The sequence below is a fragment of the Aliiruegeria lutimaris genome, assembly GCF_900099935.1.
GTDB classification, from domain to species: domain Bacteria; phylum Pseudomonadota; class Alphaproteobacteria; order Rhodobacterales; family Rhodobacteraceae; genus Tropicimonas; species Tropicimonas lutimaris.
The window spans coordinates 20,847-33,250 of record NZ_FNEK01000056.1 but is presented as its reverse complement, the minus strand read 5'-3'; the positions used below and the strand labels follow the sequence as shown (position 1 = coordinate 33,250).

The following is a 12,404-nucleotide window of genomic DNA, read 5'->3' as shown; positions in this document are numbered from 1 at the left end:
CGCCACACTAACAGGCCGGACACACGACTGTACTGACAGACCATCGCGACCACAGAAATCTCTTGCAATGCAGGAGCCATCCACACACGCCGTTTCCCGATAGCTCAAACGCCGCGTTGCAGCTTCCGCGTTGCGGTCATTCGTGCAACGCGCAGCATTTTTGGAGAATGATTGACGACAGAGCGAGCTATCCCATCCTTCGTGCAAGCGACCCGAACCGACGGGAACGGCCTTTGGCCAGCCTTGGTGGGTTTGTATTGCGCTTTGGGCCAGCGATCGCATTGCTGCGGTTCATTCACAGCCCGGCTTAGCAACCGCTGCGATTTGCCATCATCTCCTGAGAAGCCGCTCTGAACTCGTTCCAGTTCAATTGAGATCGGTTCTGACCCACGGACCGATAGTGACGATTGAAGAGAGAAACCGACGACTGGCAGGACTATCTGTCCGACAAGGGCAAAGCTGAACAGTTTCTGCCATGGCTGGCGTTTCTTGTTGTCGCACGCCATCAAACTTACGACCTTCCAGTGTCGATGGCTCGGCGGGGGGCTGGCAAAAAACGTGCCTTGATTGTGCGCGGTAAACGAATGGTTTCGTAGAGGTGGACGCCTACGGAACAGTTGTAAGATCACGCAGCCGGACTATTCGCTTGTTCGTCGGCCTTCCCCGGACCAGCCAGAATCTAACAATGCCGTGATGACTTCGTCGGCATGTGCGGGGTCTCGATACAGGGACCGAAACAGTGCGTTGATAGGGAAGCCGGGCCATGCGGATTCAAGGAGGTTCAGCATTTCCTCGGCGCTGTTGGCGTCACCCATCTTCGTATGGATCGCGATCAAGTAGCCAAGGGAAATCGGGCTGATGGGATCGCCCTCGAGTACGGACTCGGTGATCAGGCCGAGCGCCTCGGAGTAGTTCCCGAGGTGAAACTCGGCCGAGGCCCGTATGCTCTTGTTGGGAAAGTAGTCTCTGGGCTCCATGATCTCGGCTGCGCGTCGTGCCATATCCGCCGCTCTTTCGAAATCCCCCCCGAACAGGGAAATCAGCGCATCCATGTTCAGGGCATGCAGATCGGACGGATCAAGAGACGTCGCCCGGTCGGATTGCTGGCGCGCGCTTTTGAAATCCCGCTTCACATGGGCGACAAGGGCCGCCGCGGAGTGGCTCCAGCTCTGATCGATCCCGAGTTCAAGAGCGCGCAATGCCAGGTCATCGGCCTCCTGCAACAGCCCGTCACGATCCTTGCCCGGTGGGCGGGTCACCGCGATAAGTGCCTTGCTCTCGGCGGCCCCCGCATAGCCCGCGAAATAGTTTCCGTCCATCTCGATGACTAGTTCGAACATCAGCAATACGGCGTCCTGCCATTTGGGCTCGAGCGCCGGGAACTGAAGGCTGCGCGCCTTCATGGCCAGGTTCGATGCCTGAAGCCGCGCGGGGGAGTTGGAGAACAACGCATTGCGCACCGCTCGGGCAGTGGCATCGCCCGGGCCTGGGGGCGGTGCCTCGGTGCCGGCATCGACGCTATCGATTGGGCTGTCTGCCTGGAAACCGGTTTGCCACCAGAAGAGGGCTGCCGCGATCACGGTCACGGCCAGGGATGCCAACAGTCCGGCCGAGACCCGTCGGCTGGGCGGAGGTGAGGGTGGGGGCGCAGCAACCTCCGGTTGCGGCTCCCTTGGCAGGGCCTTCTCCTGACGCAGGGTGAAACGCGGCTCGTAGCTTCCGGGCTGGAAATTGATCTGCAGCTCGGCCTTCGCCCCTGACCCATCGTAATACTTCTCCAGCCGTCGGCGCAGGCGGCCGGCATCGACGCGGACCACGGCGACCGGGTCCCGTCCTTCGAGCGGAGACCGGCGGTACACATCTTCGACAATCGTCTTGCCGCGAATGCGGTCTCCGCGTCCTTCCAGAGACTCCTTGACGACATATTCGAGGAAGGCCTGAACGCGGACGGCGCCGGCGAATTCCGGACTGTCGAGAATCTCCGCCAGAGAGGCCATCGCCACCGACGATTCCGGGGTAACATATCGGCTCTCAAGCGGTGTTACGTCCTGCTCATCCGGATTGGTCATGTTCGCTCTCCAAGTCGATTTCTACCGATAAATCTCTGAAAATAATAATACGTTACGTAACTAGCTACCCTAAGAAACCTATAATTCAAGGACTGGTCGGTCGATATCTGTGGAGAGCGCCAAGCATGCCTGCCGCATGACGCTGGCCATTCCACAACGAGATCGAGGTGCCCAGATGAACAGTTTCAAGCATAGTTTCGGCGACCACCTGGAACAGATCTGCCGGCTGCGCTCGAAGGATGCCGTCTTCGCAGAGATTTGCCGGGACTACGAGACATTGATGGAATTGATGCCGCTCGATGCAAATGATCCCACGATCGCGGACGTCAACGAGAGCCTGGCAGGTCTCGAACAGGAAATCTGGTCCTATCTCGGGCCACCGGGGGACCGGACATCCGAAGCTCCCTCCACCCTACACCACGCCAATCACAGACAAGGTCACTGACAATGCTCGCAAATATCCTCTTCTACGCCGGCTTCGCGGTTTCTCTGGGCATAGCCCTGCTCTACTTCCGCGATCTGGGCGACATCCCCCAGATGATCATGAAGACCAAGCGCGCCAATATCGATCGCTTCATCCGCAACGAATACACTTTCCTGAGCGTGGGCTTCGGCGGCTGGCTGGTCATGGCCGTCACGCATTTCGGATTCGGCGCGGGTCCGGGTTGGCTGTTCTGGATCTCCACCGTTCTGACGGCGCTTCTCGTCGCGTTCACCTGGATCTACGTCCATATCGGCCTGCGCAACCAGAAAGAGAGCGCGCGTTTCTACAGCATCGAGGAGGCGAAGGAATTCGTCAGCCCGACGACGCAGGTCATCGTGCTTGAAAAGAACGGCGTCGCACGGGCGCATCCGCAATCGCAGATCATGCGGCCGCACCTGGCCGGCACCGAAGAAGGGCTTGAGGGCTCCAACGTGGTGATGACCTTCTGCGCTATCGCCAATCTCGGGCTCGGCATGACACCGGAGGTCGAAGGCGAGAAGATCGAGCTTGAGGTGCTCGCCCAGCACGGCAACAACCTCGTGCTGCGGGACAATGCGACCGGTGAGCCGATCCAGCAGATCTATGGCTTCCGCGCCAAGGATGCCGATACCACTGCGGACGGGCCGGCCTGCCCATTGCGCCAGAGCCTGGCGATGCAGCCCTGGCCCACATTCCGCATGACCTTCCGCGGCTTCCAGAAGGCCTATCCCGAGGGCACGGTCTTCCTGAACAAGCCGCCGAAAAACCCGCTGCTGTGGCTGCTCGACTTCGCCATGGAAATGGCCTTCGTCGGATCAATCCAGAAGCACCACACCGAGGCGAAACCGATCATGCAGAACCTCGAGAACCCGATCGACCCACGTCTGCCGACCAAGAGCTATGTCTGGGGCGTGAATATCGGCTCCGACGCGACCTGCTGGACCGACGATTTCGTCGTCTCGCAAGGCAATACCGTGAATGCGGTCGTTGGAGGCCAGCCGCTGGTCGTCTCCTGGAGCCCGCTCTTCGAGAGCATGAATGTCTGGGTCAACGACACCGGTGCGGATGTCGCGGAGGTCGATATCTACGGCAAGACGCCCGACGGCCATCAGCTTGCCCGCTCGGCGGACGTGAAAGCCGGCCTCTTCTGGCATGTCTGGGCAGAGTTCTTCCCGCATACCGACATCAACCGGGTTGGTGACGTCGCAGCCGTTTCGACCGAGGAGGCCGCGGCGTGAGCGCACCTGCCACACCCACCCGACAGCACCTTGCAGCTTACGAGGTGCTGCCGGCGATGAAGCGCGAGGCCGAATTCTACCTCGACCTCGGCCCGCTTCAGATCCTGATCCTCGCGATGATGGGGGGGGCGTTCGTCACCTTCGGGGCGCTCTTCTCGCTATTGCTGAGCACCGGTGTGACGGCTTCCGGGCCACAACTCCTGCTACAGGGTTTGGGCTTCTCTACTGGCTTCTTCATGATCATCCTCAGTCGCGCCGCGCTGTTCACCGAGGCCAACGTCATCCTGCCGGCGAGCTTCCTGCAGATGTCCTGGGGAGAAATCTCCTCCAAGGCATTCCAGTTCTGGGGGATCGCCTGGATCGGCAACATGCTGGGAGCGCTGATCGTCGGACAGGTGATCGCTTTCGCCCAAGTCTATCCGGACTACGTGCATGAGGCGCTGGCCTCCGTGGTATCCAAAAAAATGGCCTACATGGAAGACGGCTCGGCGACGGCATGGACCCGGATCGTTGCCTCCGGAATGCTCGGAAATGCGCTGATCGGGATGGCCGCCTTCTTCGCGGCGATGGGCAACACGCTGTTCGGCAAGTTCGTTCCGATCTTCCTTGTAGTTTCGCTCTTCGTCGCCGGTAACCTCCAGCACAGCCCCGCAAACATGGGCTACTTCTCCTTGTCGATGGCAACAGGCGGGGGCCCAGGCTGGTCGGATGCTTTCCTGTGGAACGTGATCCCCGCAGGTATCGGCAACATCCTCGGTGGTTCGCTTCTCGTTGCGCTGCCGTTCTGGTTCGCGTTCCGGCATCGCCTGAAATGACCAAGGCGCCGGGTGACCGGACCCCCCCGGACCCGGCAACCGGCGGAACAATACTCACCGGGAACTCGGGAACCTCCAATCCGACTCCAATGCAACAATGACTGGAAAGAATATGAACAACGCCGCTTCAAGGACCGCCCTCGCAACCGCGTTCCTCCTTGCCCTCTCTGGATTTGCCTCCGCCTGTACCGGCGTCGAGGACAACGCCCCCGAGATCTCGGAAACCTATGTCGACGAGACCGGCCAGTTCCACGCTGTTGGCGCAGATGGTTGGCTCAGCTTCGGGTTGGGCGACCAACTCGTCTACTTCGTTTGTCTCGTGGACAACGAGAACGACTACCTGATTGCGCATAACGGGTCCGCCAATGACGCCGACTACGAGCTCTACAGCCGGTTCGAGTGGTTCGTGGAAGGAGACCAGCTCTACTTCTGCAACCAAGTGACCGACGCCGGAAGCCAGGCCGATGCGTCGGATTTCGTCGCACTTCCTGCTGCCGACAAGGCGAACCCGACATTGAGCGGCTGCGGTGTCGACAACCAGGCCTGGAGTGCGTTGCGGGTCGTCGAACCATAGGAAACGGTCGAAGGCATTGGAAGTGGCGCTGGGCTGCCCGCCCCACGCCACATCAGGACCTCCGCCTTCAGGAAGCAGTTTCACATAAATTCGAGACGTTAGTCAGTCCCGAGCATCTCCACTCGAAAAAAACAGGAACAGGGAAGAGGACACGACATGCTGCGAGCAACAACAGCAATTCTATTTGCGCTGGCCACCACGGCGCAGGCGCAGGATGCGCCGATCATTCAGGACGCGGAATTCTACATCCTCATGGCTCAGCACGCCGCGCAATGGGCCGAGGACGATGCGGCGGTGGATGCCAAGCTCTCCGAATTCCAGGACGCCAATGCCGGCAAGCCGCCCAATATCATCAACATTCTGATCGATGACATGGGTTACGGCGATATGGGCATTCCCGAGCTGAACGCCGTTCGCGGCTATTCCACGCCCAATATCAACGCCTTCTCCGACGAAGCGATGCGGATGGCGCGGATGTATACCGAGCCGTCATGCACGCCGACGCGCGTGGCCATGATGACCGGGCGTCTGCCCGTGCGCATGGGTATGGGCGACACCGCGGTCGACATCGCCGGGTTCGGGCTCCCCGCCGGGGAGGTGACGCTTCCGGAGGTTCTGTCGGAGGCGGGATATGCCACGATCCATGTCGGCAAGTGGCACATGGGCGATATCGCCGAGGCCATGCCCCAGAACCAGGGTTTCGACTGGGCGGCCTTTCCGGTGCACCAGCAGGGTCAGTTGACGATCTTCAACGATGACGCGATCGAGGAACAGGTTGCCGTCGGCATGGACGATTTCGACCCGCGCTTCTCGCTGGACATGTTCTTCCGTCCCGACGCCTCGGCCATGGTGACCGGGCTTGAGGCAAGCAGGGGCGAACTGGCCCGCGAGGTTCACATGGAACCGGGCGAGCGCTGGAACACCGCCAAATACGACGCGATGAACCAGCGTTACCAGGATCAGGCGTTGGAGAAGCTGGGCGAGCTGGCTGCCGGCGAGCAGCCGTTCTTCCTGCAGTACTGGCCGCTCCTGCCGCTGCATAACACGCGCACCGGTCGCGACGGGTTCAAGTCTCCCAATGGCGGGCTCTATGTCGACAAGATGCAGCAGCTCGATGCCTGGCTCGGCGACCTGTTTGCAGAGATGGAGACGCTTGGTGTCGCGGACAACACGATCGTCGTGCTGATGGGCGATAACGGGCATTTCACCAAGTACTCGCCGCAATCGGGATTCACGCCGATGGTCTTCAGAGGCGGAAAGGGCGACACCACGGAAGGCGGCATCCGGGTTGATGCCTTTGTGCGCTGGCCGAACATGATCGAGGCCGACGGGATCGTGAACGATATCGTCCACGTGTCGGACATGTACACGACGCTGGCGCGGTTTGCCGGTGCCGACGACTATATCCCGCGCGACCGCCTGGTGGATGGCGTCGACCAGTCGGCCCTGCTCCTGGAGGGCGAAACGAAGGGGCGGCGCGACAGTCTTATCGTCTACTCGATCAACAGCCCCCAGGCCGTGATCAAGGAGCACCTGAAACTGGAAGTGCCGAAGCCGGGTGAAAACCCGATCGGGGCGAATTTCTACGACATCTTCCGCGACACGCACGAGCTGTACCCGGTCTCGACCGAGATCGGCGCTTGGGGCGGACAGGAATTCGTCCGCATCCTCGGGCGCCACATGATGCGCAAGAAGGTCTTCCCGGATACCGAACCGGCCCGCGGGGTGCCCTATGACGGCATCGAGAACCTGCGCCCCGAAACCCAGGCCGCCGTCGACGCCTTCCTGCTCAAGCAAGAGGCGGTGGTGGCCCCCTATCCGGACGGGCTGGGTCCGCTCGGCAAGCTCAAGCTGAAAAAGACGATGGAAGCGGACAAGTAAGCTTCACGCGGATCGGTGCGGCCCGCCAATGGGCCGCGTCTTTACCCAACAAAAAACGGATCGGACAGAATGAAACGCCTTGCCCTCATTGCCCTCGCTACGCTCGCACTCGCCGGTTGCCGGGAAGAGGAAACAACAAAGTCAGGGAAGGCCGTCCGGCCAGTCCGAACGATGGAGGTCACCGAGACCAGCGCGCTGCACGAGCGATTCTTCGTCGGCGTCGCGCGGGCTTCGCGGGAGGCGACGATGTCCTTCGGGGTTCCGGGCACCGTCCGGACCTTCGACATAGGGCTTGGCGAGACGGTCGAAGAGGGCGGCCTCGTGGCTGCACTCGACCCGGCTCCGTTCGAAGCCGAGGTGGCACGCCTTGAAGCCGAGCTGGAAAGCGCCGAGGCAACGCTCGCCAATGCGAAGGCGCAGACAGACCGGCAGCGGGTTCTCGTCGAGAGAGAGGTGGCCGCAGAGGCCAAGCTCGACAGTTTCCTCGGCCAGGAAGGATCGGCCGTTGCCGCGGTCAAGGCGGTTCAGGCCGCGCTGGACAAGGCGCAGCTGGACCTCTCCTACGCCAGATTGACGGCGCCCTATGACGGGATCGTCGTGGCAACCTATGTCGAGAACTTCGAGGAAGTGGCCGGGCAAACACCGATCATCCGGATCGTCGATGCCGACCGGATCGAGATGGTGATCGACGTGCCCGAGCGGTTCATCTCCATCCTGCCGCAGATCGAGGACATTTCGGTCAGTTTCCCCGCTCTCGGAGACGTCGCGCTCGCGGCCGAGATCACCGAGGTCGGCACGGAGGCATCGATCACCACGGGCACCTTCCCTGTGACCGTGCAGATGGATCAGCCGGACGGCGTGCCCGTGCTGCCCGGCATGACGGGACGAGCGCGCGGCATACCAAGGCCCGGTGCGATCCCCGATATCGGGCTTTATGTTCCGGCGCAGGCTGTCTTCACGCCCGAAGGCAGCGATGCGCCCCATGTCTGGGTCGTCGATCAGGCCAGCATGACCGTGACGGAACGGCCCGTAACGCTCGGCGGGGCAGGTTCCCTTGGGGTCGCTGTCCAGGACGGGCTGAACGAAGGCGAGATTGTCGTCACCGCCGGCGCCAGTTCCCTGCGCAGCGGGCAGGACGTGATCTTCCTCGACGGCGGAGAGAACTGATGGATCTCGCCAGCTTTGCCATCCGGAATGCCAAGTTCACCTGGTTCGCTATTGTGCTTCTGACGCTTGGCGGGATCGCGTCCTTCTTCTCGCTGGGCCAGCTCGAGGACCCGGAATTCACCATCAAGACAGCCGTTGTCGCCACGCCCTATCCCGGCGCCAGCGCCAAGGAAGTCGAACAGGAGGTGACCGAGAAGATCGAGCGCAAGCTGCAGGAGATCAAGGAGATCGACAACATCACCAGCGAAAGCCGCGCCGGCATGTCGACGGTGAAGATCGAGATCAAGGCGAAATACTGGTCCGATGCGCTGCCGCAAATTTGGGATACGCTGCGCCGCAAGATCCGCGATATCGAAACCCAGCTGCCGCCGGGCGCGGGCCGGCCGATCATCAATGACGATTTCGGCGATGTTTCAGGCTTGTTGCTGGCCGTCACATCGGACGGGTTCTCCGACAAGGAACTGAGGGATTACGCGGAAGATCTGGAACGTCACCTGTCGCTGGTCGAGGGCGTCGGCCGGGTGGACCTGTGGGGCGAGCAAGAGCGCGCGATCTATATCGATGTGCGGGAAGAAAAGCTCGCGGCCATCGGGATTTCGCCGCAGACCATCATCAACACGCTTCGGACACAGAACGAGGTGGTGGATGCCGGTCGCGTGGACATTGGCGACTACCGGATGCGGATTGCCCCATCGGGGACGTTCACGTCGCCAAGCGATATCGACGAACTGGCCGTGCGGCCCACGGTTTTCGACGCGGTGCGCCTCGGGGAAAACCCGGAGGATGCGCTGCTCCGCATCGGTGACATTGGCGAAGTGCGCGAGGGCTATGCGGAACCTGCCACAACGCTGATGCGCTACAACGGCCTTACGACCATCGGGATCGCTCTTTCTTTCCAGCCGGGCGTCAACGTGGTCGAGGTCGGCAAGCTCGTCGACGCGCGGGTCAATGAACTGGCGGCAACCCTGCCCATCGGCATCGAGATCGACCGCGTGCATTGGCAGTCTGACGATGTGGACCTTGCCGTCTCCTCCTTCCTGATCTCGCTTGCCCAGGCAATCGCCATCGTGCTTGTCGTCCTGACATTGGTGATGGGGCTCAGGATGGGGATCATCATCGGCAGCGGGCTGTTGCTGACAATCCTTGCCACCTTCATCCCGCTGGCCATGTTCGGCATCGACCTTCAGCGCATGTCGCTCGGGGCGCTGATCATCGCGCTCGGCATGATGGTGGACAACTCCATTGTCGTGGCCGATGGCGCGGCGGTTCGGATGGCCGCTGGCAAGAGCCGGATCGACGCGGCCATCGAGGCCGCCCGGCGGCCGGCCATATCGCTGCTTGGCGCAACCTTCGTTGCCGTCATGGCCTTCTATCCGATCTTCGCCTCGGTCGAGAGCGCCGGCGAATACTGCCGCACGCTGTTCTCGGTCGTGGGCATCTCGCTGCTGGTCAGCTGGTTCCTGTCGATGACGGTCACGCCGCTTCAATGTGTTGCCTTGCTGAAGGCCCCGAAAGCCGACACGGAGCCGAAAGAGGGAGCGCTGCTCAAAGGGTATCGCACAGTCCTCGAAACCGCGGTGCGGTTCCGCTACGTGACGATCGGCGGCGCGGTTGTGGCACTGGCCGCCTCCTTTGTCGCCTTCGGATCGGTCACGCAGCTCTTCTTCCCGACCTCCGCGATGGACAAGTTCATGATCGATTTCCACGCGCCAGAAGGCACGCGGATCGAGGCCGTGGCAGAGGCCGTGGAGGGCATCGAAGCGGTCGTCGAACCCATGGACGGCGTCACGGACGTTGCGAGCTTCATCGGTGCCGGCCCGCCGCGCTTCTACCTGCCGGTGGACCCGGAGCCGATAAACCCGGCCTATGCGCAGGTCATCGCCAATGTCGAAGACTACCGGATGATCCCCGAGATCGCCGCGGAAGTCTCCGACTGGCTCACCGCGAACCATCCCGAGGCCATCGCCTTCACCCGTCGTTTCGGTGTCGGGCCGGCCAATACATGGACCTTCGAGGGCCGGATCGTCGGGCCGGCGGATGCCGATCCCAAGGTGCTGCGCAGCTATGGCGACCGGGCGCTGCAGATCCTGGAGGACCATCCCTGGACTAAGGTTGCCCGGCATGACTGGCGCAACCGGGTGCTGGTGCAGGTGCCTGCCTTCGACCAGAACATCGCCCGCTGGACCGGGATCACCTATGAGGATCTCGGCAATGCCACGCGGCGCGCCTATGACGGCCTGACCGTCGGTCTCTATCGTGAGGGCGACGAGATGATCCCGATCATCGCGCGCCAGCATCCCGATGACCGCGCCTCGGTCGACAACTTCGAGCTGGTGCAGGTCCAGGGGCCGACATCGGTCGAATCCTTGCCCATCGGCCAGGTCGTCACGGGGATCGGCACCGAGACCGAGGACCCGGTCATCCTGCGCCGCGATCGGGCACCCACGCTGACCGTTCAGGCCAACCCGATCGACGGCGTGACCCTGCCCACCTATCGCGCCGATGTGCTGGAGGAGTTCGAGGCGCTGATGGAGGAGCTGCCGCCGGGCTACCGTTTCGAATGGGGCGGCGAATACGAGGACACGGTCAAGGCGCAGGCGGGTCTCGTGCCCGGCCTTGTCCCGGCAATGGCGGTTATCACCCTGATTGTGGTGGCGCTCTTCAACGCCTATCGACCGCCGCTGGTGATCTTTGCCACGATCCCCTTCGTCTTCATCGGCATCGTCCCGAGCCTGCTGTTGACCAACACGCCTTTTGGTTTCGTGGCCCTACTGGGGGCGATGAGCCTGTCGGGGATGATGATCAAGAACGCCATCGTGCTGATCGACCAGATCAACGACAACCTTGCCGCGGGCCAACCCGCCTATGACGCGCTCATCAATGCCGGCGCCTCACGGCTGCGCCCGGTGGCGCTGGCTGCGGCAACGACCGTGCTGGGCGTCGTCCCGCTCCTGCCTGATGTGTTCTGGATCGGGCTTGCCGTGACGATCATGGGCGGCCTTACAGTCGGCACGATCCTGACCATGATCCTCGTGCCCGTGTTCTACGCTACTTTCCACGGCATCCGGAAAGAAAAACCGCGCCAGGGACATCTCGCAGAACCGGAGGCCGTATGAGAGAGATGACCGAACCGTCACTGCACTCTGGTGCCGCCGTCGTGGCTCTTGCGCTGGTCACGGGCTTCCCGTCTCTGGCGCAGGAAACACAGTCGGCGGCGGAGGTGGAGGACCTCACCTTCGCGCCGCGTTTCACAGAGGCCGAGGGCACGCCGTCGGGTATTCTTCCCCAACTGGGTGTGTTGCTGCGCCTGCCGGAGGGGCTGCAACTGCGCAACCCGTCCTCGCCGTCGCCGCCCGAGGAACCCATACCCTATGACCGCGTATTCCCCTTGCTCGGCGAGAAGACGATCAACCGCGGCTATGCCCTGCCGCTGCCGGTTGGCGTGACGCTGCTGGGTGTGAACAACATCCAGGAACAACACCTGTCCAACCTCGCTGTCACGCTTGCCAAGGGGAGCGATCCATCGAAGGACGACCTCAAGGAGACGCCGTTTGTTTCCTTCGATAACGTGCGCAGCTACACAAGGTCAAAGCAGCTCAAGGCCGATCTCTGGGTGCTGCCGTTTCTCAACCTGTTCGCCGCGGTCGGCAAGCTTGATGGAGAGGTCGATCTCGACGTGATGCTCGATCTTGCCGATATCGGCCCGCTGCCGCCCGGCGCCGGGTTGCCCGATGATATCACGCTCGACTTCACGGCCAGTATCGATGCGGTCACCACGACTGTCGGTGCGATCGCAGTCTATGGCATTGGCGCGTGGTGGGGTTCGTTGAACGCCTCGCACACGATCACGGTGTCATCGAACTCCGAGACGGATATCAAATCGACCACGGCGGGGCTGCGACTTGGACGGCGGTTCGAATTCGGCAACGGCCACATGGTCTCCCCCTATGCCGGGGCCTCCTATCTCGATGTGGATACGGTGATTGAAGGTGTCTACAGCCTCGAGGATGCCTTTGACGACGGGGACGCCCTGAATATCCGCTACAGGGTCCGGCAGGAGAACGTGCACAAGTATTCCGCGATATTTGGTCTGAACATGGGCTTCCGGAACGGCACCGCTGTGCAGGCCGAGTACAACCGAAATGGCGGCGGGGACGAGCGGGTTGTGCTGTCGGCAACATATCGGTTCTGAGCCGG

General features: G+C 62.0%; 10 protein-coding genes. 9 read left to right on the top strand and 1 reads right to left on the bottom strand.

Features of this window, described 5'->3' with window-relative positions:
* Positions 1 to 407: 407 nt before the first annotated feature.
* Positions 408 to 596, top strand: a complete 189-nt coding sequence (locus BLR85_RS28615; protein ID WP_139188479.1) for a hypothetical protein — start codon at positions 408 to 410, stop codon at positions 594 to 596.
* A gap of 42 nt (positions 597 to 638) precedes the next feature.
* Here the strand turns inward: BLR85_RS28615 and BLR85_RS20465 are convergent, their stop codons facing one another.
* The gene (locus tag BLR85_RS20465; protein ID WP_068316602.1) at positions 639 to 2,069 is read right to left on the bottom strand and encodes a tetratricopeptide repeat protein; all 1,431 of its coding nucleotides are present in this window, start codon (positions 2,067 to 2,069) and stop codon (positions 639 to 641) included.
* Positions 2,070 to 2,244: 175 nt separating this feature from the next.
* Here BLR85_RS20465 and BLR85_RS20460 point away from each other — a divergent pair, with 175 nt between their 5' ends.
* The 8 genes from BLR85_RS20460 (at position 2,245) to BLR85_RS20425 (ending at position 12,399) form a co-directional block, all read left to right on the top strand.
* Positions 2,245 to 2,514, top strand: coding sequence for a hypothetical protein (locus BLR85_RS20460; RefSeq protein WP_068316606.1), 270 nt, complete (start codon positions 2,245 to 2,247; stop codon positions 2,512 to 2,514).
* A gap of 2 nt (positions 2,515 to 2,516) precedes the next feature.
* On the top strand, positions 2,517 to 3,770 hold the full coding sequence (locus BLR85_RS20455) for a DUF3179 domain-containing (seleno)protein (RefSeq protein ID WP_068316610.1): 1,254 nt from the start codon (positions 2,517 to 2,519) through the stop codon (positions 3,768 to 3,770).
* Positions 3,767 to 4,585, top strand: coding sequence for a formate/nitrite transporter family protein (locus tag BLR85_RS20450; protein WP_068316613.1), 819 nt, complete (start codon positions 3,767 to 3,769; stop codon positions 4,583 to 4,585). Before BLR85_RS20455 ends, BLR85_RS20450 begins: the two co-directional genes overlap by 4 nt.
* Positions 4,586 to 4,697: 112 nt before the next feature.
* A complete protein-coding gene (locus BLR85_RS20445) occupies positions 4,698 to 5,159 on the top strand; it encodes a hypothetical protein (protein WP_093161576.1) in 462 nt (153 codons plus the stop codon).
* Between the two features lie 156 nt (positions 5,160 to 5,315).
* A complete protein-coding gene (locus tag BLR85_RS20440) occupies positions 5,316 to 7,040 on the top strand; it encodes a sulfatase-like hydrolase/transferase (RefSeq protein WP_093161575.1) in 1,725 nt (574 codons plus the stop codon).
* Between the two features lie 69 nt (positions 7,041 to 7,109).
* Complete coding sequence (locus tag BLR85_RS20435) at positions 7,110 to 8,207, top strand: efflux RND transporter periplasmic adaptor subunit (RefSeq protein WP_093161574.1); 1,098 nt, start codon at positions 7,110 to 7,112, stop codon at positions 8,205 to 8,207.
* Positions 8,207 to 11,323 carry an efflux RND transporter permease subunit gene (locus BLR85_RS20430; protein WP_068316624.1) on the top strand — a complete coding sequence of 1,039 codons (3,117 nt, stop codon included), beginning with the start codon at positions 8,207 to 8,209 and terminating at the stop codon, positions 11,321 to 11,323. The genes BLR85_RS20435 and BLR85_RS20430 overlap by 1 nt, the downstream gene beginning before the upstream one ends.
* On the top strand, positions 11,320 to 12,399 hold the full coding sequence (locus tag BLR85_RS20425; protein WP_068316627.1) for a porin family protein: 1,080 nt from the start codon (positions 11,320 to 11,322) through the stop codon (positions 12,397 to 12,399). The genes BLR85_RS20430 and BLR85_RS20425 overlap by 4 nt, the downstream gene beginning before the upstream one ends.
* Positions 12,400 to 12,404 lie beyond the last annotated feature (5 nt).